The organism is Pseudomonas sp. FW215-R2 (genome assembly GCF_058789255.1).
The window spans coordinates 172048-191718 of the sequence record NZ_JBYTBO010000009.1 but is presented as its reverse complement, the minus strand read 5'-3'; the positions used below and the strand labels follow the sequence as shown (position 1 = coordinate 191718).

Here is a 19671-nt window from a genome sequence, read left to right as displayed (position 1 = left end):
ATAAAAATGATCTTCACCCCGGAACACGAAGCCCTGCGCCGCACCGTCCGCCAATTCGTCGAACACGAGATCAACCCGCACGTCGATGAATGGGAAAAGGCCGGGCGCTTTCCGATCCACGAGATTTTCCGCAAGGCCGGCGACCTCGGCCTGCTGGGGATTTCCAAGCCGGAAAAATTCGGCGGCATGGGCCTGGATTACAGTTATTCGATCGTCGCTGCCGAAGAGTTCGGCACCATCCATTGCGGCGGCATTCCGATGTCGATCGGCGTGCAGACCGACATGTGCACCCCGGCCCTCGCCCGCTTCGGCTCCGATGAATTGCGCGACGAATTCCTGCGCCCGGCCATCACCGGCGAGCAGGTCGGCTGCATCGGCGTCTCGGAAGTCGGCGCCGGCTCCGACGTCGCCGGGCTCAAGACCACCGCGCGCAAGGACGGCGACGACTACGTGATCAACGGCAGCAAGATGTGGATCACCAACTCGCCGAGCGCCGACTTCATCTGCCTGCTGGCCAACACCTCGGACGACAAGCCGCACGTCAACAAGTCGCTGATCATGGTCCCGATGAACACACCGGGCATCAGCCTCAGTTCGCACCTGGACAAGCTCGGCATGCGCAGTTCGGAAACCGCCCAGGTGTTTTTCGACAACGTGCGGGTGCCCCAGCGCAATCGCATCGGCCATGAAGGCGCCGGGTTCATGATGCAGATGCTGCAATTCCAGGAGGAACGCCTGTTCGGTGCGGCCAACATGATCAAGGGCCTGGAATACTGTGTCGACAGCACCATCGAGTACTGCAAGGAACGCAAAACCTTCGGCAATGCGCTGATCGACAATCAGGTGATCCACTTCCGTCTCGCCGAATTGCAGACCGAAATCGAATGCCTGCGGGCGCTGGTCTATCAGGCCACCGAGCAATACGTGAAAGGCCAGGACGTCACCCGACTGGCTTCGATGGCCAAGCTCAAGGCCGGGCGTCTCGGTCGCGAAGTCAGCGACAGCTGCCTGCAATATTGGGGCGGCATGGGCTTCATGTGGGACAACCCGGTGGCCCGCGCCTACCGCGACGTGCGGCTGGTGTCGATTGGCGGCGGTGCCGACGAAATCATGCTGGGAATCATCTGCAAACTGATGGGCATCCTGCCGGGGAAAAAGAAATGAGCACCCTGCCCGATTGCCAGACGCTGTTGCTGGAAGCGCATAACGGCGTACTGCACATCACCCTCAATCGCCCGGAAAGCCGCAACGCCATGAGCCTGCAAATGGTCGCCGAGCTGCGTGCGGTGCTGGCCGCCGTGCGCGATGACCGCAGCGTTCGCGCGCTGGTGCTCAGCGGCGCCGGCGGGCATTTCTGTGCCGGTGGCGACATCAAGGACATGGCCAACGCCCGCGCTCAGGGCAGCGATGCCTATCGCGAGTTGAACCGCACTTTCGGGTCGTTGCTGGAAGAAGCGCAGCACGCGCCGCAAGTGCTGATCACCGTGTTGCAGGGCGCGGTGCTCGGGGGCGGTTTCGGGTTGGCGTGCGTAAGCGATATCGCGTTGGCCGATCATCAGGCGCAATTCGGTCTGCCGGAAACCAGCCTCGGCCTGTTGCCGGCGCAGATCGCGCCGTTTGTGGTGCAGCGCATCGGCCTCACTGAAGCCCGCCGCCTGGCCCTGACCGCCGCGCGTTTTGACGGCCATCAGGCGCGGCGCCTGGGGCTGGTGCATTTTGTCGAGCAGGATCCCCAGGCACTGGCCGAACGGCTGGATGAAGTGTTGCAACATGTCCTGTGCTGCGCCCCCGAAGCGAATGCCGCTACCAAGAAATTACTGCTGGCCAGCGCCGGCCAGCCGTCGAGTGAATTGCTGGATGAAGCGGCGCAGTGGTTCAGCGAAGCCGTGACCGGTGCCGAAGGCATCGAAGGCACGATGGCGTTCGTGCAAAAACGCAAACCCGGATGGAGCACCTGACCGTGTGGGAGCGAGCTCGCGATAAGGCCCTCCAATCCACCGCCTACATTCAGGAAAAACCACCATGCCCGCCCTCCACAAAATCCTGATCGCCAACCGCGGTGAAATCGCCTGCCGCATCCAGCGCACTGCCCAGGCCCTCGGCTATCGCACCGTCGCGGTGTTCAGCGACGCCGACGCCGATGCGCTGCATGTCCAAATGGCGGACGAGGCCGTGAACATCGGCCCGGCGCCGGTGCAACAGTCCTACCTGAACATCCCGGCCATCCTCGACGCTGCCCGGCGCAGCGGTGCCGACACGATTCATCCCGGTTATGGCTTCCTTTCGGAAAACGCCGGGTTCGCCCGAGCCTGCGAACAGGCCGGCCTGACCTTCATTGGCCCCAGCGTCGAAGCCATCGAACTGATGGGCAGCAAACGCCAGTCGAAAATTGCCATGCTCGCTGCCGGGGTGCCGTGCATCGCCGGCTATCAAGGCGCCGAGCAGGACGACGCGACCCTTACGCGCGAAGCCGAACGCATCGGTTATCCGCTGATGATCAAGGCCAGCGCCGGCGGTGGCGGACGCGGCATGCGCCTGGTGCATCACGCCGAGGAGCTGGCGGCGCAATTGCGCACCGCCCGCTCCGAAGCCTTGAACGGTTTCGGCAGCGACGAACTGATCCTCGAACAAGCCCTGATTGAACCGCGCCATGTCGAAGTGCAGTTGTTCGGCGATCACCACGGCAACCTGATCTACCTGGGCGAGCGCGATTGTTCGATCCAGCGTCGCCATCAGAAAGTCATCGAAGAAGCACCGTGCCCGGTAATGACCGAAGAATTGCGTCAGGCGATGGGCGAAGCGGCGCTCAAGGCCGGACGCGCGGTGAACTACGTGGGCGCCGGCACCGTGGAGTTTCTCCTCGACGCCCGAGGCCAGTTCTACTTTCTGGAAATGAACACCCGGCTGCAGGTCGAGCATCCGGTAACCGAGTTGATCACGGGGCTGGACCTGGTGGCGTGGCAGCTCTTGGTTGCCGAGGGCCAGCCGCTGCCGCTGACGCAAGCACAAGTCAAACTCGATGGCCATGCGATGGAAGTGCGCCTCTATGCTGAGGATCCGGCCCAGGGATTTCTGCCGCAGACCGGCCGTGTCGAAGCCTGGGAACCGGCACTGAATCGGGGTGCGCGGGTTGATCACGGACTGATCGAAGGTCAGTCGATCTCACCGTTCTACGACCCGATGCTCGGCAAACTGATCGCCCATGGCGCGACCCGCGAAGAGGCCCGGCGCAAACTGTTGTGCGCGGTGCAGGACAGCGTGTTGCTCGGCGTGCAGAGCAATCAGCGGTTGCTGGCCAGTCTGTTGCAGCATCCGCAGTTCATCAGTGGTGAATTCAGTACCGGGTTTATCCCGCAACACTTCGCCGACCATCCTTGTCTGCACCCGCATACACCGAGTGCCGAAGAACTCGCGGTGGCGGCGTTGCTGTTTTATCAATCCTGCGCGGGGGCGCATCGTTCACCCTTGGCCGGTTGGCGCAACAATGCCGGGGCGCCGTTGCACTATCAACTCGGTCTCGACGATCAGGCGTGGAGCGTGCAGTTGCTCACCGCCCCGGACGGCATCGTTCGGGTTCAGGTGGCTGAACGTGCCTTCGAACTGAAGCTCATCGAATACAACAAACGCTCGATATCCCTCGAAATCGAAGGCCTGCGCCGGCGCCACGCCTATCGGCTGCACGACGACCAGCTCTGGCTGTTCACCCGTCCCGGCAGCCTGCGCCTGGTGGATCGAACTCATGCCGTGATCGACAGTCAGACCAGCGTCAGCACCGGCACCTTGAAAGCCCCGATGGATGGCGCAATCATCGACGTGCTTGTCAGCGAAGGCAGTCAGGTCAGCAAAGGCCAGTTGCTGGTGGTGCTGGAGGCGATGAAAATGGAGCACCCGCTCAAGGCCGGCATCGATGGCGTGCTCAAGCGGGTGCAGGTCAAGGTCGGCGATCAGGTCAAAAATCGTCAGGTTCTGTTGCAGGTCGAGTAGTCGCCGCGCGCATCCGCAAGGTTTGACTACGCTCTGAATAATCAGGACGCGGAAATCAGGAACCCTGCGATGCCCCATTGGCTGGTCATTGATCTGGAAGCCACCACCGATGAAGGTGGCTGGCCGGTTACGGAAATGGAGATCATCGAGATTGGCGCCACCCTGGTGGATCGTGCCGGTCGCGAGCAGGATCACTTTCAACGCTTCGTCAAACCGACGCGTCGGCCACTGCTGACGCCGTTCTGTCGTGAGCTCACGCATATCACTCAGGCCAACATCGACGCGGCGCAACCGCTGACCGACGTCTGGCCGGCGTTCGAGCGCTGGCTCGGTCAGCACCAGACACGCCTTGAAGGCTGGGCCAGCTGGGGCGATTACGACCGCAAGCAATTGCTTCAGGAATGGCAGCGCCTGCAACTCGACAGCGCCCTTAGCCGCGTGCCGCACATGAACCTCAAACAACGCTTTGCCAAGGCCCGACGCCTCGAACGGCCTCTGGGACTCAATGGCGCCCTGCAACTGGCGGGCATGCAGTTCACCGGTCAGCAGCATCGAGCACTGGAAGATGCGCGTAATACCGCCCGATTATTACCGCTGGTGCTGCCGCTCTAGCGCAGGTGACGGCGCCCTGAGCCTTGTGCATACTGGCCGACCTTTTTGACCCTTTTAAGCCCTTTTCGAGAGGAATCGCCCATGTTTAAAGTCAACGAGTACTTCGACGGCACCGTCAAGTCGATCGCCTTTGGCACTGCTGAAGGTCCTGCGACCATCGGCGTCATGGCCCCGGGCGAATACGAATTCGGCACCAGCCAGCGTGAAATCATGCACGTGGTGTCCGGCGCACTGACCGTCAAACTGCCGGACAGCAGTGACTGGGAAACTTTCGCTGCAGGCAGCCAGTTCAACGTGCCAGCCAACAGCAAGTTCCAGCTGAAAGTGGCCGTCGACACCGCTTACCTGTGCGAATACCGCGGCTGAAACCACGGTTTCCTGCGGCAATAAAAAATGCCCGTGTCCTTGGACACGGGCATTTTTCGTTTCGGGGCAGATTACTCGAGGATTTCCACCGGCATGCCGACTTCGAGTCGACCGTTGCTGTCATTGACCAGGTTCTGACCGAACATCGCACCGTCGGCCTGGGCGCGGGTCTTCTGCAGAGTCGCCAGCGGTTCGCGGTCTGTGCTGCGCTCACCGGTTTTCGGGTCGATGGTGGTGAGAATGCACCGCGAGCAGGACTTGACCACGCGGAACTCGACATCACCGATGCGGATGCGCTTCCAGCCATCCTCGGCATACGCCTCACTGCCTTCGATCACCAGATTCGGCCGGAACCGCAGCATTTCCAGCGGACGCCCGACTTCCTGCGACAGATGTTGCAGCGACGCCTCGCCAATCAGCAGCAGCGGGAAACCGTCGGCGAACGCCACCTGGTCGTCATCGTTGCCGTACCCGGCCGCAGTCGTACGGGCGCGATCCAGCGGCACTTGCACCAATCGCGTCGGTTTGCCGATGAATTCGCTGACCCAGCGGGCCGCTTCTTCGCCGGCATCCGGCACGCGCAGGGTGTCGCGCCAGATGGTCACGCCGCGCAGTTCGGCTTCGTTGCCGGGCAACGCGATATCTATCGCCGAATGCCCCGGCGCATCGAGGGTCAGGCCACCGTCGGCATTCCACAGCGCCGACAACTGGCTCATCTTCGCTTCGGCACGTTGAGTCAGGAAACGCCCGCTGGCCTCGTCCACCAGCATCCAGCGTCGATCGCCCTCAAGCCCCAGTTTGTCCAGGCCGATCCCTTGCAGAACCTCGCCCTTGCCGGATTTCAACGGGTAACGATAAAGCGCGCTCAGACGCAGCATGGCCAGCTCCCTGATGGGTGAAAAACGCCACCCTATACGAGCTGGGTCGCCGAATCAAAGGCCAGAGAATGAGGAAGCGAACTTGCTCGCTTCCACTGCAACCGCGTCGTGATCAGGCCGGTACTTCGTCGAGCATCAGACGCTGGCGCACCACATCGACCAGTTTGTCCGGCTGGAACTTGGAGAGGAAGTTGTCGCAGCCGACCTTCTTCACCATCGAGTCGTTGAAGCTGCCGGACAGCGAGGTGTGCAGCACCACGTACAGGCCGCGCAGACGCGGGTCGTTGCGGATTTCGGTGGTCAGGCGATAGCCGTCCATTTCCGGCATTTCCGCGTCGGTGAAGATCATCAGCAACTTGTCGGTCATGTTGACCCCAGTGTCGGCCCAGGCCTTGAGCATGTTCAGGGCCTTCAGACCGTCGCTGGCAATGTGCATCTTCACGCCCAACTGGCCGAGGGTGTCGCGCAACTGCGACAGTGCAACATTGGAGTCGTCCACCAGCAGCACTTCGCGGCCACGGGCGCGCTCCAGGACCGGATCGTCGAGTTTGTCGCGGGAGACCTTGGCGTTATACGGCACGATTTCGGCGAGGACTTTCTCGACGTCGATGATTTCCACCAATTGATCGTCGACCTTGCTGATGGCGGTCAGGTAATGCTGGCGGCCGGCGCTGGTCGGCGGTGGCAGGATGGCTTCCCAGTTCATGTTGACGATGCGATCCACACCACCGACGAGGAAGGCCTGCACCGAGCGGTTGTACTCAGTGACGATGATCGTGCTGTTGGGGCCCGGCACCAGCGGACGCATGCCGATCGCCTGGGACAGGTCGATTACCGGCAGGGTCTGGCCGCGCAGGTTGACCACACCGCAGACAAACGGGTGACGCTGAGGCATCAGGGTCAGCTTCGGCAGTTGCAGGACTTCCTGAACCTTGAACACGTTGATCGCGAACAATTGGCGCCCGGCCAGCCGGAACATGAGAATTTCCAGGCGATTCTCACCCACCAGTTGCGTGCGTTGGTCTACCGTATCGAGAATGCCGGCCATCAATGACTCCTGGGCTTGTTCTGGTGAATTCACTAAAGGGGGTTATCGGCTGATTCCGGCCAATCTTGATCCCCATACAAATCACCTACAAAATGCCATGAGAAGGCATTGATGTCACATTAACATCATGCTTTACTGGCCCCGTGATTTCATCTGCTACATTCTCTGCGGCGCGACCTCGGTTTGCACGGTAGGTTCCCGTATCTAAGGGATTCCCCTAGTAACAATCAGGCCCAACCTGATGTTCGCAATATCCAATAGCCATTAATGTGACGCCATTCTCATTGCATGAACGGAGTCAGGCTTTTGTGTGCGATCGCAGGTCAGTGGAACCCCATCCTCTCGAAACCCCCGGCACAAGCCTCCTCGGCACTGCAGGGCGCGATCTCACGACGGTTCATGATCGTCGACACACACGACATTCGCTCATCAGACATGACGTTGTGGAGATAAGCATGCCGAACGACCGTAAAGAGTGGGCGCAGCGCTTCCCCGAATTTCTTGTCGAGGCTGAAACGCTCCTGGCCAAGTCCGAAGAGTGCCTGAGTCATTTGCAACTGATCAGCAATGACAAGGACGCCATCGACTGCATGCTCAGCACCCTGCTCAAACTGGCGAACAAGGCCGATGCCCTTGCATTGGTGGCCGTGTCCGAGTTCTGTCTGCACCTGCATGGCCTGCTCACTCAGACGCAGGATCATGTCGACCTGCATGCCCAGGCGCTCGACGCCCTGAAAGATTGCTTCACCTTGATGGCCTGGCAACTTGAACTGGTCGACCAGAGCACCGGCCAGTTGAGCCTGGACGAAAGCGAGCAGACGTCCCTCATCGAAGCGTTCGCCTTCCAGGTGGGTCAGAGCCAGTTTCAACCGCCGCTCAGTGCCAAGCCCTTGTCTCTCGTGTCCTATTCGGAGCGGCAAGCGTAATCGAGTGCACGCCGGGCCCATTGCAGCCCGTTAGTTCGAGCCATCGAATGTCGCAATTGAATAACTCATGCCTGCCAGCGACATCCTCAAATAAATAATTACGCGTCAACATGCAGACTGCCCAGCGCTGAAGTCAGGGTTTACCTGTGTATGAAAAATGAAAACTTCAGGTTTCATCGATAATTATCGATTCCAATAATTCAACTTTTTCCATTATGGAACTCGCGTCCAACATGGTGTATTTCCTGACTCTTTGGACATATAGGGCGAACGCGACCAACGGTATGTTAAGTGGTATTATGCCGCGCGTTAGTTGCTTTCACTTAATGGCACAGTGACTTCAATGATCGGTCTGCTCCGAAGTTGACAGTCAATTATCGATCACTGAACCGTATTGAAACCAACAACCTGAACCACAGATTTTCAGACAGAGACCGCCAGCCACTCTGACCGGTCTGCCCGCAGCGAACATCCATTGGCTCCATCCGCTATGTACGCCAGCCTCAAGTCAATCGCCACATGGCCACCCTCCCGAGAAAACGCGCGCAGGTTCACGCTCACGCTTTGCATTGGCGCGGCAGTGGGCAGCCTGCTGACTTATGGTTTGTCCGCGCCGCTGTCGTTTGGCCTGCTGCTGATCAATCTGGCAGCCGCCGCTTGCGTCTTTACCCAGCATCGCCTGTCGCGTAAATCGATCAAGTTCCAGCCTCAGGAACTGGCCGACCGATTACTCGAAGTCCAGGAAAACGAACGTCACCGTCTCAGTCGTGAACTGCACGATGATATTGGTCAGTTGCTGACCGCCGCCAAACTGCAAAGCGAATGGCTCAAGCGACGGCTGCCGGACGACTTGCAGGAACAGTGTTCGGCACTCTGCGACACCCTTGAGGAAACCCTCAACAAAGTTCGCGATGTTTCGGCCATTCTCAATCCACGGCAACTGACCAGCCTGGGGCTGGAAGCCAGTTTGCGCGCTCATCTGCTCAAGACACTGACCAACACCTCGGTGCACTGGAGCCTGGACTGTCAGCAGCGTTTGAACGGCATCCCTGAGGAAATGGCAGTCGCCGCCTTCCGCATCACCCAGGAAGCCGTGACCAACATCCTGCGTCATGCGCAGGCCAAGAACCTGCTGATCCGCGTGCAACGCCTTCCCCAAGGCTTGACCCTGCTGATCAGCGATGACGGTCTGGGCTTTGCCCCGGCCGCCAATCCGGGTCGTGAAGGACAACGAGGCATGGCCGGGATGGCCGAACGGATCGAGCAACTGGGCGGCACCCTGAGCGTGACGAGCGAACCGGGCAAAGGCACTCAAATCGAAGCACTATTCCCCTGGGCGCCCCGTGCACTCGAGCGGGCCAGTACGAATAAGGTTATGCGTTGACTTGTAACTTACTTCTGGTGGATGACCACTCGCTGATCAGAGCCGGCGTGCGCGCTCTGGTGCTGGATATTCCCGGTTATGCGGTAATCGGCGAGGCCAATGACGGCTCGCAGTTGCTTGAGATGGTCGAGCAACTGAACCCCGATATCGTCTTGCTGGATATTTCCATGAAAGAAACCGGCGGCCTCGAAGCGTTGCAACGGCTCAGACGGGTTCGTCCGCACAGCAAAGTGCTGATCCTCTCGATGCACACCGATCCTGCACTGATCATGCAGGCACTGGAATCCGGCGCTCACGGTTACTTGCTCAAGGACACCACGGCGACCGAGCTCGAACACGCGCTGGAAGCCCTGCGCAACAACGAGCGCTACCTGAGCCCGGCCATCGCCCACACGGTGATCAATCAGGCACTGACCCGCAATCAGAAGCTGCAACCGGAAGTCGCCGACTCACATAACTTGACAGCGCGCCAGCTGGAAATCCTGCGCCTGATCGTGCGCGGCAAGTCCACCCGCGAGATCGCCAATGGTCTGGGCCTGAGCATCAAGACCGTGGAAACCCACCGCTCGCAGATCATGAAACGCCTGCAGATCTACGATGTGGCCGGGCTGGTGCTGTTTGCCGTGCGGGAACAGATCATCAGTCTGGACGACTGAAGCACCGCGTCCTGCTCAACAGCGGCGAGTTCTCCGGCAAATGCACACGCAGTGCCGCCGGACGCGCCGCAAACCGCAGACTGTCTCCCTCCAGGGGCTCGCCATCAAGATTGATGCAGAGCCCTTCGGCCACCTTGATTTCGACCCACGGCAAACGCGTGCGCACAAACATGTTGTCGATGCCGAACCCGTCGCTGAGCAGGGTTTTCAGCGTGCCGACCAGCTCCTGAGGTGCCGGCAGGATACTGATATCCAGCAGGCCGTCATCGGCCAGTGCCTCTGGGCACAATACATGCCCTCCACCCGCCTGGCGGCCATTGCCGATACCCAGCGCGAGCAGCTCACCGCGCCAATGGAAATCCGGCCCCTGCAATTCGCCATAGGCGGCGTGCAACTCACTGAATCGCGACAGGCCCGTAAACAGATAGGCCGCGCCCCCCAGCACCTTTTTCAGATCTTCCGAGGTATTGGCGGTGACCTGACTGCCAAAGCCGCCCGTGGCCATGTTCAGGAATATCTGCCCGCCCACCTCCCCCAGATCGATGTCACAGGCAGGCGCATCAAGCAATTCGAGTGCCTCATCCGGTTCCAGAGGAACACCGGCCGCGCGGGAAAAGTCGTTGGCGGTTCCCAGTGGCAACAACACCAGACTGGCCTTGCCCGGGTGAGCCGCCAGGGCCTCGGCGATATCGCGCAAGGTACCATCGCCACCGCCAGCAATGATTTGCCCGAATCCGGCAGCCAGCGCTTCTTCGACCAGACGCTGGGCATCGCCGGCTTCCCAGGTCAGGCGCACCGCCAATTCCCAGCCCTGTCCGCGTTTGCGTTCAACAGCGGCGCGAACCGCTTCGTTGAGTGCCTGCTTGCCATGCAGAATCAACAATGCCCTGCGTTCACTCATTTTGGTCACTCCCGGAATTGAATCGGTTCGGGACATCTTGACCCTCACGGCACGCAAAAGAGCCGCGGCAATCCCAAGTATTTCCAGCCCCCCCCTTTCACGCGTCCTACAAGGCGGTATTTTTTCGTACGGAATGTAAGGAATCGGCTCAATTGACCCGTCCTGGCCATTGGTACACCGTGTGTCGGTGGCAACAATCTTCAACCCGATCACACAAGGATGTGCAGGTAATGAGTCAATACATCATCAGGACTTTCGATCATTCGAGTAGCCGTTTCTGCCGGCAGAAACTCATGGCAGCAGGCGGGAATTTGCATGCACAGCCATGAAGCAAGAATGCCATTGGGCCCGGTTGCCCCCCTCTCCGACAGTCGTGCCAGTCAAAGGGCCGAATTCAACAGCTGTGCCAAAAACACTGGAGAAACCGTTATGGAACCTCGTGTCACCGAGCTGGAAACCCACCTCAAATACATCCGCCGTGACATGGACGAAGTAAGAGGAGACGTCAAAGCCATCAAGCACCGTCTCGCCTACTCCGCAGGTGCCACAGCGGTGGTTCTTGGATTGTTGGGCTGGGTTGCCAATAGTCGCTTCGATCAGCTCGTTGCACTGATCAGCCGCTGACGGACTGAAATGCAGGCCCACACGAGCCTGCATTTCAATGATCAGCCGAGAAGTTCACTCAGGGGAATGAAAGGCACCATATCTCCCTGGGTCAGGGTGCGCCCCTCCTGCACCTCCACCAATCCATCAGCCCAGGCGGCGCTACGCAGAACGCCCGAGCTCTGGTTTCGGTAGATCGTTGCCTGTCCCTGTTCCAGGCGCCCCCGCAGGAATTCACGCCGATTGCCGGCCTGGGGCCAGACGAATCCAGCCGGGACTGGAAACTTGAGTGGCTCGACATCCTGCACACCCTGACGACGCAGCAGATAGGGCTTGGTCAACAAGGCAAACGTCACCAGGGTCGACGCCGGGTTGCCGGGCAGGCCGATGACCGGAACACCACGGAAATGACCAACAGTCAAAGGCTTCCCGGGTTTGATCGCCAGCTTCCACAGTGTCAGCTCACCCTCTTCCCTCAGTGCAACACCGAGAAAATCCGCTTCACCAACCGATACGCCACCGGTCGACAGTATCAGGTCGGCCTCTTTGAGTTCCCCAAGACGTGCGCGGGTGGTGGGCAAGTCATCCGGAAGAATACCGGCATCCAGCACTTCACAGCCCAAACGCTGCAGCCAGCTGCACAGCACCACCCGGTTGCTGTTGTAAATCTGTCCCGGGCCCAGTGCCGTTCCCGGTTCGACCAACTCATCGCCGGTGGACAGCACTGCCACGCGGATCTGGCGGACCACGTCAAGACCGGCGCAGCCCAAAGACGCGGCCAGCCCTTGCTCGATCGGACCGAGCCGGGTTCCCGCGGACAGGATCAACTCGCCCACGGTGGTTTCCTGCCCCTGCGGGCGGATGTTCTGTCCGGACACCATGGTCTCGATGAACCGCACTCGTTCGTCGGCCTCGATCACCGCGTTTTCCTGCATCTCGACGCAATCGGCGCCCGGCGGAACGGGTGCGCCCGTAAAGATGCGGGCGCAGGTGCCCGGCTCCAGCGGTTCAGGCGACTGACCGGCAAAAATCTTCTGGCTGACCGGCATTGGCTCACCGGTCCAGTCGGCCAGGTTCAAGGCATAACCGTCCATGGCACTGTTGGGCCATGGCGGCAGATCCAGTGTCGAAACCAGATCCTGCGCCAACACGCGCCCCTCGACCTGCGCCAGTGGCAGATACTCGGATTCGACAATCCGCGAGGCGTCAGCCATGTCCAGCAGACGCGCCAGGGCCACCTCGACCGGCATCAGGCTGCCGGTCTTGCCAGGCTTACCCGCGGGATTCACAGGGAGCCGCCTGTTTCAGATGAGGGACGAAATTGCATGGACGGTGCCGCGAATCCAGTTGTTCAGCCAGGATGCCATCCCAACCGGTACGTACCGCGTTGGTCGAACCCGGCAGACAGCAGACCAGCGTACCGTTGGCCAACCCTGCCAGGGCACGGGACTGCACAGTGGAGGTGCCGATGTCGGCAACCGAGATCTGGCGGAACAGCTCACCAAAACCATCGACTTGCTTGTCCAGCAGGCACCCAACGGCTTCGGGTGTACTGTCGCGCCCGGTGAAGCCAGTGCCCCCGGTGATCAGCACCACTTGCACGACGTCTTCGGCAATCCAGTGGGCGACTTGCGCACGGATTTTGTACAGGTCATCTTTGAGCAATACCCGCTCCGCCAGGTTGTGGCCGGCAGCCGTCAAACGGTCGACGAAGACCTGGCCGGAGGTATCGGTTTCCAGAGTGCGGGTGTCGCTGACCGTCAGTACCGCGATATTGAGCGGTGCGAAAGGTACATCAGCCTTGGCTTTCATAGGCTCATCCAGTTGTAGGAGAAACAGCCCGGTGTTATATCACAGCGCCCCATTTTTTCGCCGAACCTGCGGAGAGTTGCCATGACTTCCAATACCCGATTGCCGCCCTGTTCCGTCCTGTTGCTGGCCGGTGGACGAGGCCAGCGCATGGGCGGTCAGGACAAGGGGCTGATCGAATGGCACGGGGAACCACTGATCGCTCATTTGCAGCGCAAGGTTCGTCCGCTGACCGACGACCTGATCATTTCCTGCAACCGCAATCGCGAACGCTATGCACCCTTTGCCGATCAATTGGTCTCGGATGACGAGGAAGATTTTCCCGGACCATTGGCCGGTATTCGCGCAGGTTTGCGAGCTGCCCGCCATACGCATCTGCTGGTGTTGCCATGCGACGTACCGCGAATCGACCTTCCCCTGCTACAGAGCATGCGCGAGGCCGCCAGCCTGCACCCTGAAAATCCTCTGATGCTGCGTCACGACGAGCACTGGGAACCGCTGCTTTGCGTGATTCCCGTGGCGCTTCTGCCCGCATTCGAAGAGGCTTGGCACGAGGGGGAGCGCAGCCCAGGTCGGCTCATGCGCAGCCTTGGCGCCCAGGCCCTGATTTGCCCGGACAACGACCCACGGCTGGCCAATCTCAATACCCCGGAACTGTTAAGCTCTCATAACACTGTGTCAGACTGACCGCGTTCAAGGAACTCTCACGCCTTGTATACGTCTACAAGCTCAGTAACCAAAAGAATTCCCTTCGGAGACAAACACATGACTCAACGGACTCTCGCCACTTTCATGCTCGCACTGGGCCTGGCCACCCTCGCCGGTTGCGCTTCGCCAACTGTGATCACCTTGAATGACGGTCGCGAAATCCAGGCCGTCGACTCGCCTAAATACGACAAGGATTCGGGCTTCTACGAATTCGAACAACTGGACGGCAAGCAGACTCGCATCAACAAAGATCAGGTTCGCACCGTTAAAGAGCTGTAAGCGACGCCAGATACAAAAAAGCCCGCATGATGCGGGCTTTTTCGTGGGCGGTAGAACGTGGATTGCGCTATGGATCACCAGTCCAGCGTGATCCGGCTTTCAAATTCACGCGCCTGACCCGTGACCGGATCGATGAACCGCAAACCCTGCGCTAGAAGCTTGAGCGGTTTGGCGTAATCATCCTCAACGTCCTTCAGCACCTCGGGATAGAACGGATCGTTGCAGATGCTGGCGCCCAGCGACGTCATATGCACCCGCAACTGGTGTTTCTTGCCTGTCACCGGATACAGGCCGTAGCGCCAGAGGTCACCGTTCTTTTCCCGCACTTCCACTGCCGTTTCGGTATTGCTGACACCTGGGCCTTCCTGCATACGGAAAAACGGCTCGCCATCGACCATGCGGCTCTTGTGCACCAATGGAAAATCCAGCTCCGGCAATGCAGCAGCGATGGCTTCGTAGCGTTTTTCGATTTGCCGTGTCGGGAACAATGACTGATACGCCGAGCGCGTCTGCGGATTGGCCGAAAAAATCACCAACCCGGCGGTGTGCCGGTCAATCCGGTGCAGCGGCACCAGGTGCGGATTGTCCAGTCGGCGAATCAACCGGCGCAGCAGCGTTTGCTCCACGTACTCCCCTGCCGGTGTCACCGGGAGGAAATGAGGTTTGTCTGCGACGACCAGATGTTCGTCCGCGTAGAGAATGGACTCGACCACCGGAATCGGCTTTTCATCCGGCACTTCGCGAAAGTAATGGATGCGCAGGCCTTCCTTGTACGGCAAGTCCAGCGCAATCGGCTGGCCTTCACCATCCAGCACCCGGCCTCGGGCAATCCGGTCCAGCCATTGATCGCGTCCGATGGCACTGAAGTGATCACACAGACAATCGAACACTGTCCGCCAGTCGCCGGGAGGCAGATAAAGCGTGCTGGCCTGATTCTGTGCGGCGGAAAATGTAGATGTGCTGGACATACGGAGAACTCGAACCCTTAAAGCAGAGCGGCATTATCCAACACAGAGAGCAGCAGACCTAGCGCAGAATCAGGCGGGAATCGATTTGAGGGCCGCCGCCTCAGTGAATTCCTTCAGCCAGCGCAATACATCGACGGCCTCCCAGCGGCCCGGATCGTACAAGGCGTACAACAAGCCCTGATAACCCACCACATCCAGTTGCTTGTGATATCCGGCGCGCTGGAACAACGCCTCGATCTCGGCAAAACAGGTATTGAAATGCAGCTTGTTGAACGGCGTCTTGCCTTCCGTGACCAGACCGTCCAGGCGCAATTCGTGGACGGCTTCGCGCACCACGTCAACCGACATCCGGTTCACGCTGCTTTTCAACTGTTCGACATTGACCACGGTTCATCCCTCTGACGTCCTGGCTGCCCTGCCTGTTGCCCCAAAAGGACACAGCACGACGAGCCCACTCAATTACTGTATGAACATACAGTAACCGAATAAACCCGAGAGTGCCAAGGATCGATGACCGTCGCGATGAATGGCCAGGTCGGAACAACGTCGAGGGAAAAGGCTAACGCAGGAATGCCACAACCTGATCGGCGCTGAACGGCCACCCCAGCTCCGCCCCGGTATCGACCCGGCGCAGCACGGGAATCCGCAGGCTGTAGGCCTCGAACCAGGACTCATCGTCAGCAATGTCCACCAGTTCCACCAGCAGGCCATGCTCGACAAACGGCATCAGCTCGGCTTCAGCGACTTCACACAGATGGCACCCCAGGGTGCCGAACAACTGGCATTCAGGAAGCATGCGCGTTCAATCCCAAAATTTGATTGGCCATTTTAGGCCTCACCTGTGAACCCGTCGACCCATCAGAGGCCTCAAGCCCTCGAGCAGGTTTATCCTCGCAAAACCCTGACTCAAATCAGCCCGCACAAATGCGTTTTCCAGCATGCTCCGGTGTTTTTTGCCTCTACGCTTGAAGAGCCTGACCCTGCCGCCGGAGTGTTTTGTGTTTGCCAATCTGTTGATCATTCTTGCCTCGTCCCTGGTGATGATTGCCCTGTTCCGCCGCCTGCGCCTGCCGCCAGTGCTGGGCTACCTGTGTGTCGGACTGATGGTCGGACCGAAGGCGTTCGACTGGATCAACGAGAGTGAACACCTGCCGGACCTTGCCGAGCTGGGTGTGGTGTTTCTGCTGTTTTCGCTGGGGCTGGAATTCTCCCTGTCGAAAATGATTGCCCTGCGCCAGGTGGTTTTCCGTCTGGGCAGCCAACAGGTGCTGATCAGCACGGCGCTGCTGGGAAGTGTGCTGATGCTGCTGGGCATGCCCCTCACCCCGGCGCTGTTGCTCGGCGCGGGGCTTTCGCTTTCATCCACGGCGATCGTCACCAAGGAACTGGGCAGCCTCGGCGAAATCTTCAGCAGCCACGGCCAGAACGCCGTGGGTGTCCTGTTGTTTCAGGATGTGGTGGCCGTGTTGTTGCTGACGCTGGTACCCGTTTTCGCCGGTAGCAGCGATCAGGCCTGGTATTGGGCATTGCCGCTGACACTGCTCAAGACGGTTGTGCTGTTCATCGGCTTGCTGCTGGCCAGTCGCTGGCTGTTGCCACGTCTGTTTCAGGAGGTGGCGGCCTCGCGTTCGGCCGAGCTGTTCGTGCTGCTGGCGCTGGTGATCGTGTTGCTCACGGCGTGGCTGACTCACCTGCTCGGCCTGTCCCCTGCCCTCGGCGCCTTCCTGGCTGGCATGCTGCTGGGGGAAAGTCATTATCGGCATCAGATCGAAGCCGATATCCGGCCGTTCCGCGACATCCTGCTCGGCCTGTTCTTCGTCAGCATCGGCATGCTGATCGACCTGCAATTGTTTGCCAGCCACAGCCTGCTGATACTCGCCATGACCCTGGGTTTGCTGGTGATCAAGGGTTCAGTGGTGGCGCTGCTGGTGAAATGGCGCGGCAACGACAATGAAACCGCGTGGCGCAGCGGCCTGGCACTGGCTCAGGGCGGCGAGTTCTGTTTCGCCCTGATGGCGCAGATGCAGCAAAACCAGCTGATGCCCGCCGAACTCGGCGCGCTGCTCCTCGCTGCCACATTCTGCTCGATGCTGCTGACGCCGCTGATGTTGCGTGCAGCACCGCGTATCGCCGCCGCCCTGCACCGCAAACCCAATCAGGAAGCACAGATCGAACACATCAGCGCCCTCAATGCCGGACTCGATCAGCATGTGGTGATCTGCGGTTACGGTCGTGTCGGTCAGTCGATCGGACGCTTCATGCGCAATGCCGGGCAACCTTACATCGCCCTGGATAACGACCCCGTACGTATACAGGAGGCCGCCACCGTCGAACGCGACGTGCATTACGGCGACTCGGCACGCGGCGACCTGCTGACTGCCGTCGGTTTGCTGCGCGCCAGGCTGCTGGTGATTGCCGTGGATAAAAGCGATGTGGCGTTGCGGGTGCTCAAGGAAGCCCGGCGACTCAACTCGAAGGTGCCGATTCTGGTGCGCACCCGCGATGACAGTCAGTGGGCCGAACTGAAAGCCGCCGGCGCCAGCGAAGTGGTGCCGGAGCTGTTGGAGTCAAGCCTGATGCTTGCCTCTCATGCCTTGATTCTGCTCGGTCTGCCGGCACACCAGGTGCAGGAGAAAGTCGATCGGGTGCGCATCGACCGCTATCGCCTGCTGCATGGCTTCTACCCGGGTGCCGAAGGTGAAGAGACTTAGTCCTGACTTACCGCGCCAATCTTGTGCAGCGACAGATCCGCGCCGTAATACTCCTGTTCCTGACTCAGGCGCAGACCATGCAGCGCCTTGATCGAACCGTAGACGGCGAAGCCACCGACCAGCGCCACCAACACGCCCAACGCCGTGCCGATCAACTGGCTGATCAGGCTGACGCCACCGAGCCCGCCCAACGCGGTCGAGCCGAAGATCCCGCAGGCAATGCCACCCCACACGCCACACAAGCCGTGCAACGGCCAGACACCCAGCACGTCGTCGATCCGCCATTTGACCTGCGCCGCCGTGAAGCACCAGACAAACAGGGCACCGGCAATCGCACCGGTCACCAGCGCGCCCACCGGATGCATCAGGTCGGAGCCGGCACACACCGCCACCAGACCGGCCAACGGACCGTTGTGCAGAAAGCCCGGGTCATTGCGCCCGACGATCAACGCCGCCACGGTACCGCCCACCATCGCCATCAACGAATTGACCGCCACCAGACCACTGACGCCTTGCAGGGTTTGCGCGCTCATCACGTTGAAGCCGAACCAGCCGACGATCAGGATCCACGAGCCCAGCGCCAGAAACGGAATGCTCGACGGCGCGAACGCCACCAGCCGGCCATCGCGATAGCGCCCATTGCGCGGCCCCAGCAACAGCACCGCCGCCAGCGCCAGCCAGCCGCCCATGGCGTGAACCACCACGGAGCCGGCGAAGTCATGGAAGGATGCACCAAACCGCGCCGCCAGCCAGGCTTGCAGACCGAAGTTGCCGTTCCAGATCATGCCCTCGAAAAACGGATAGATGAACGCCACGATCAGCGCCGTCGCGCACAATTGCGGAACGAACCGTGCCCGCTCGGCGATACCCCCGGAAATGATCGCCGGAATCGCTGCCGCAAAGGTCAGCAGGAAGAAAAACTTCACCAGCCCGTAACCATGATCGGCGCTGAGCACCGCCGCCGGTTGCAGGAACGTCACCCCGTACGAAATCCAATAGCCTATAAAGAAATAGGCCAGCGTCGACACCGCGAAGTCGCTGAGGATCTTCGACAAGGCGTTGACCTGATTCTTCTGGCGAACCGTTCCGACCTCCAGAAAGGCGAAACCGGCGTGCATGGCCAACACCATGACCGCACCGATCAGAATGAACAACGTGTTGGAACTATGAACGAGCGTATCCACAGCGCTTTGCAGATTTTCCATGAAGAGGCAGACCCAAGGCTGAAAAAGGCACCAAAGCGGTTCATGCAGACATTTCATGCACCAAGTTGCGACCGCGCAGTCACCGATCCACTGGTCCGGCGAACCGCTTTGGCGCACAAGGTCGATGTCCTGATATGAACCCGTGTCATCCGGGCTATGATTTCCCGGCTTCGCGCCCGGCAACAGCGCACTGCTGTCCGGTGACGCACCACGACACAGCAAAAGATGTACCAGTCATTTGTACTGAACCTTCACGCAAGGCTCATACTCGAAAGTTTCAGAAGCCGTTTCAGACAGCCACTTACGGAGATTCCCCATGGCCAGCACCAAGGCAAAGACTGCTCAAGAAATCCTGATGAACGACTTCCAGACCCTGGTCAGCGACACCGAACGGTTGCTGGAACACACCGCCACGCTGGCCGGTGATCAGGCGGATGAGTTGCGCGAACAGATCCACGAAAGTCTGCTGCGCGCACGGGAAACCCTGAAACTGACCGAAGACACCCTGCGCGAGCGCGGTCAGGCAGCGGTCACCGCCACCGAAGATTATGTCTCGGCCAACCCGTGGCAATCGGTGGGTATCGCGGCGGGCGTGGGCTTTCTGATTGGCCTGCTGGCCACGCGGCGCTAATC

22 protein-coding genes are annotated in these 19671 nt (G+C 60.1%); 13 read left to right on the top strand and 9 right to left on the bottom strand.

The features are described 5' to 3' along the window. Positions 1–6: 6 nt before the first annotated feature. From atuD to ppnP, 5 genes are all read left to right on the top strand, one after another. Entirely contained in the window at positions 7–1164 is a 1158-nt protein-coding gene (gene atuD, locus AC3WRD_RS14960) for a citronellyl-CoA dehydrogenase (RefSeq protein ID WP_085710720.1), read from the top strand. Next, positions 1161–1958, top strand: coding sequence for an enoyl-CoA hydratase/isomerase family protein (locus AC3WRD_RS14955; RefSeq protein WP_102620428.1), 798 nt, complete (start codon positions 1161–1163; stop codon positions 1956–1958). The genes atuD and AC3WRD_RS14955 overlap by 4 nt, the downstream gene beginning before the upstream one ends. Positions 1959–2022: 64 nt before the next feature. Then, positions 2023–3984: an acetyl/propionyl/methylcrotonyl-CoA carboxylase subunit alpha gene (locus tag AC3WRD_RS14950; protein ID WP_102620429.1), complete on the top strand. Its 1962-nt coding sequence runs from the start codon at positions 2023–2025 to the stop codon at positions 3982–3984. A 69-nt stretch (positions 3985–4053) separates the two neighbouring features. Beyond that, entirely contained in the window at positions 4054–4596 is a 543-nt protein-coding gene (locus AC3WRD_RS14945) for a 3'-5' exonuclease (RefSeq protein WP_096821102.1), read from the top strand. 81 nt (positions 4597–4677) lie between these two features. Continuing rightward, entirely contained in the window at positions 4678–4962 is a 285-nt protein-coding gene (gene ppnP / locus AC3WRD_RS14940; protein ID WP_007940055.1) for a pyrimidine/purine nucleoside phosphorylase, read from the top strand. A gap of 71 nt (positions 4963–5033) precedes the next feature. Here the strand turns inward: ppnP and AC3WRD_RS14935 are convergent, their stop codons facing one another. Together AC3WRD_RS14935 and AC3WRD_RS14930 are read right to left on the bottom strand one after the other, a co-directional pair. After that, on the bottom strand, positions 5034–5840 hold the full coding sequence (locus AC3WRD_RS14935) for an MOSC domain-containing protein (RefSeq protein WP_102620430.1): 807 nt from the start codon (positions 5838–5840) through the stop codon (positions 5034–5036). 112 nt (positions 5841–5952) lie between these two features. Beyond that, complete coding sequence (locus AC3WRD_RS14930) at positions 5953–6888, bottom strand: chemotaxis protein CheV (RefSeq protein ID WP_034155209.1); 936 nt, start codon at positions 6886–6888, stop codon at positions 5953–5955. 455 nt (positions 6889–7343) lie between these two features. On the opposite strand from AC3WRD_RS14930, the gene AC3WRD_RS14925 reads away from it, so the two are divergent. The 3 genes from AC3WRD_RS14925 to AC3WRD_RS14915 all read left to right on the top strand — a co-directional run bounded on the left by AC3WRD_RS14925 (position 7344) and on the right by AC3WRD_RS14915 (position 9854). Then, positions 7344–7814 carry a hypothetical protein gene (locus tag AC3WRD_RS14925; RefSeq protein ID WP_096821100.1) on the top strand — a complete coding sequence of 157 codons (471 nt, stop codon included), beginning with the start codon at positions 7344–7346 and terminating at the stop codon, positions 7812–7814. 490 nt (positions 7815–8304) lie between these two features. Beyond that, positions 8305–9198, top strand: coding sequence for a sensor histidine kinase (locus AC3WRD_RS14920; RefSeq protein ID WP_096821099.1), 894 nt, complete (start codon positions 8305–8307; stop codon positions 9196–9198). Beyond that, a complete protein-coding gene (locus AC3WRD_RS14915; protein ID WP_096821098.1) occupies positions 9195–9854 on the top strand; it encodes a response regulator in 660 nt (219 codons plus the stop codon). Before AC3WRD_RS14920 ends, AC3WRD_RS14915 begins: the two co-directional genes overlap by 4 nt. Here AC3WRD_RS14915 and yegS read toward each other — a convergent pair. Beyond that, positions 9838–10755 carry a lipid kinase YegS gene (gene yegS / locus AC3WRD_RS14910; RefSeq protein WP_102620431.1) on the bottom strand — a complete coding sequence of 306 codons (918 nt, stop codon included), beginning with the start codon at positions 10753–10755 and terminating at the stop codon, positions 9838–9840. The genes AC3WRD_RS14915 and yegS overlap by 17 nt on opposite strands. A gap of 315 nt (positions 10756–11070) precedes the next feature. On the opposite strand from yegS, the gene AC3WRD_RS14905 reads away from it, so the two are divergent. After that, a complete protein-coding gene (locus tag AC3WRD_RS14905) occupies positions 11071–11379 on the top strand; it encodes a hypothetical protein (protein WP_173861321.1) in 309 nt (102 codons plus the stop codon). A 41-nt stretch (positions 11380–11420) separates the two neighbouring features. Here the strand turns inward: AC3WRD_RS14905 and AC3WRD_RS14900 are convergent, their stop codons facing one another. Then, positions 11421–12647 (bottom strand): molybdopterin molybdotransferase MoeA, encoded by a 1227-nt coding sequence (locus tag AC3WRD_RS14900; protein ID WP_102620433.1) that lies wholly within the window; start codon positions 12645–12647, stop codon positions 11421–11423. After that, complete coding sequence (gene moaB / locus AC3WRD_RS14895) at positions 12631–13170, bottom strand: molybdenum cofactor biosynthesis protein B (RefSeq protein ID WP_096821094.1); 540 nt, start codon at positions 13168–13170, stop codon at positions 12631–12633. Before moaB ends, AC3WRD_RS14900 begins: the two co-directional genes overlap by 17 nt. A gap of 81 nt (positions 13171–13251) precedes the next feature. Here moaB and mobA point away from each other — a divergent pair, with 81 nt between their 5' ends. Next, positions 13252–13854 (top strand): molybdenum cofactor guanylyltransferase MobA, encoded by a 603-nt coding sequence (mobA, locus tag AC3WRD_RS14890; RefSeq protein WP_102620434.1) that lies wholly within the window; start codon positions 13252–13254, stop codon positions 13852–13854. A 78-nt stretch (positions 13855–13932) separates the two neighbouring features. Next, positions 13933–14154, top strand: a complete 222-nt coding sequence (locus AC3WRD_RS14885) for a YgdI/YgdR family lipoprotein (RefSeq protein ID WP_085710733.1) — start codon at positions 13933–13935, stop codon at positions 14152–14154. A gap of 74 nt (positions 14155–14228) precedes the next feature. On the opposite strand, the gene AC3WRD_RS14880 is transcribed toward AC3WRD_RS14885, so the two are convergent. The 3 genes from AC3WRD_RS14880 to AC3WRD_RS14870 all read right to left on the bottom strand — a co-directional run bounded on the left by AC3WRD_RS14880 (position 14229) and on the right by AC3WRD_RS14870 (position 15918). After that, entirely contained in the window at positions 14229–15122 is an 894-nt protein-coding gene (locus AC3WRD_RS14880) for a pseudouridine synthase (RefSeq protein ID WP_102620435.1), read from the bottom strand. A 69-nt stretch (positions 15123–15191) separates the two neighbouring features. Then, on the bottom strand, positions 15192–15509 hold the full coding sequence (locus AC3WRD_RS14875; protein WP_085730606.1) for a transcriptional regulator: 318 nt from the start codon (positions 15507–15509) through the stop codon (positions 15192–15194). Between the two features lie 172 nt (positions 15510–15681). Further along, positions 15682–15918 carry a glutaredoxin family protein gene (locus AC3WRD_RS14870; protein WP_007955734.1) on the bottom strand — a complete coding sequence of 79 codons (237 nt, stop codon included), beginning with the start codon at positions 15916–15918 and terminating at the stop codon, positions 15682–15684. Positions 15919–16120: 202 nt separating this feature from the next. Between AC3WRD_RS14870 and AC3WRD_RS14865 the strand changes: the two genes are divergently transcribed. Next, positions 16121–17833 carry a cation:proton antiporter gene (locus tag AC3WRD_RS14865; protein WP_102620436.1) on the top strand — a complete coding sequence of 571 codons (1713 nt, stop codon included), beginning with the start codon at positions 16121–16123 and terminating at the stop codon, positions 17831–17833. Here the strand turns inward: AC3WRD_RS14865 and AC3WRD_RS14860 are convergent. Continuing rightward, positions 17830–19038 (bottom strand): ammonium transporter, encoded by a 1209-nt coding sequence (locus AC3WRD_RS14860; RefSeq protein WP_096821150.1) that lies wholly within the window; start codon positions 19036–19038, stop codon positions 17830–17832. The genes AC3WRD_RS14865 and AC3WRD_RS14860 overlap by 4 nt on opposite strands. Positions 19039–19354: 316 nt before the next feature. On the opposite strand from AC3WRD_RS14860, the gene AC3WRD_RS14855 reads away from it, so the two are divergent. Beyond that, a complete protein-coding gene (locus AC3WRD_RS14855; protein ID WP_085710739.1) occupies positions 19355–19669 on the top strand; it encodes an ElaB/YgaM/YqjD family protein in 315 nt (104 codons plus the stop codon). Positions 19670–19671 lie beyond the last annotated feature (2 nt).

Excerpts from the sequence above, each read along its gene's own strand:
- AC3WRD_RS14870 (WP_007955734.1), bottom strand. The coding sequence starts at position 15,918 with ATGCTTCCTGAATGCCAGTTGTTCGGCACCCTGGGGTGCCATCTGTGT.
- yegS (WP_102620431.1), bottom strand. The coding sequence starts at position 10,755 with ATGAGTGAACGCAGGGCATTGTTGATTCTGCATGGCAAGCAGGCACTC.
- AC3WRD_RS14855 (WP_085710739.1), top strand. The coding sequence starts at position 19,355 with ATGGCCAGCACCAAGGCAAAGACTGCTCAAGAAATCCTGATGAACGAC.
- moaB (WP_096821094.1), bottom strand. The coding sequence starts at position 13,170 with ATGAAAGCCAAGGCTGATGTACCTTTCGCACCGCTCAATATCGCGGTA.
- AC3WRD_RS14950 (WP_102620429.1), top strand. The coding sequence starts at position 2,023 with ATGCCCGCCCTCCACAAAATCCTGATCGCCAACCGCGGTGAAATCGCC.
- AC3WRD_RS14880 (WP_102620435.1), bottom strand. The coding sequence starts at position 15,122 with ATGTCCAGCACATCTACATTTTCCGCCGCACAGAATCAGGCCAGCACG.
- AC3WRD_RS14945 (WP_096821102.1), top strand. The coding sequence starts at position 4,054 with ATGCCCCATTGGCTGGTCATTGATCTGGAAGCCACCACCGATGAAGGT.
- atuD (WP_085710720.1), top strand. The coding sequence starts at position 7 with ATGATCTTCACCCCGGAACACGAAGCCCTGCGCCGCACCGTCCGCCAA.
- AC3WRD_RS14905 (WP_173861321.1), top strand. The coding sequence starts at position 11,071 with ATGCACAGCCATGAAGCAAGAATGCCATTGGGCCCGGTTGCCCCCCTC.
- AC3WRD_RS14925 (WP_096821100.1), top strand. The coding sequence starts at position 7,344 with ATGCCGAACGACCGTAAAGAGTGGGCGCAGCGCTTCCCCGAATTTCTT.
- AC3WRD_RS14860 (WP_096821150.1), bottom strand. The coding sequence starts at position 19,038 with ATGGAAAATCTGCAAAGCGCTGTGGATACGCTCGTTCATAGTTCCAAC.
- AC3WRD_RS14935 (WP_102620430.1), bottom strand. The coding sequence starts at position 5,840 with ATGCTGCGTCTGAGCGCGCTTTATCGTTACCCGTTGAAATCCGGCAAG.
- ppnP (WP_007940055.1), top strand. The coding sequence starts at position 4,678 with ATGTTTAAAGTCAACGAGTACTTCGACGGCACCGTCAAGTCGATCGCC.
- AC3WRD_RS14955 (WP_102620428.1), top strand. The coding sequence starts at position 1,161 with ATGAGCACCCTGCCCGATTGCCAGACGCTGTTGCTGGAAGCGCATAAC.
- AC3WRD_RS14920 (WP_096821099.1), top strand. The coding sequence starts at position 8,305 with ATGTACGCCAGCCTCAAGTCAATCGCCACATGGCCACCCTCCCGAGAA.
- mobA (WP_102620434.1), top strand. The coding sequence starts at position 13,252 with ATGACTTCCAATACCCGATTGCCGCCCTGTTCCGTCCTGTTGCTGGCC.
- AC3WRD_RS14885 (WP_085710733.1), top strand. The coding sequence starts at position 13,933 with ATGACTCAACGGACTCTCGCCACTTTCATGCTCGCACTGGGCCTGGCC.
- AC3WRD_RS14930 (WP_034155209.1), bottom strand. The coding sequence starts at position 6,888 with ATGGCCGGCATTCTCGATACGGTAGACCAACGCACGCAACTGGTGGGT.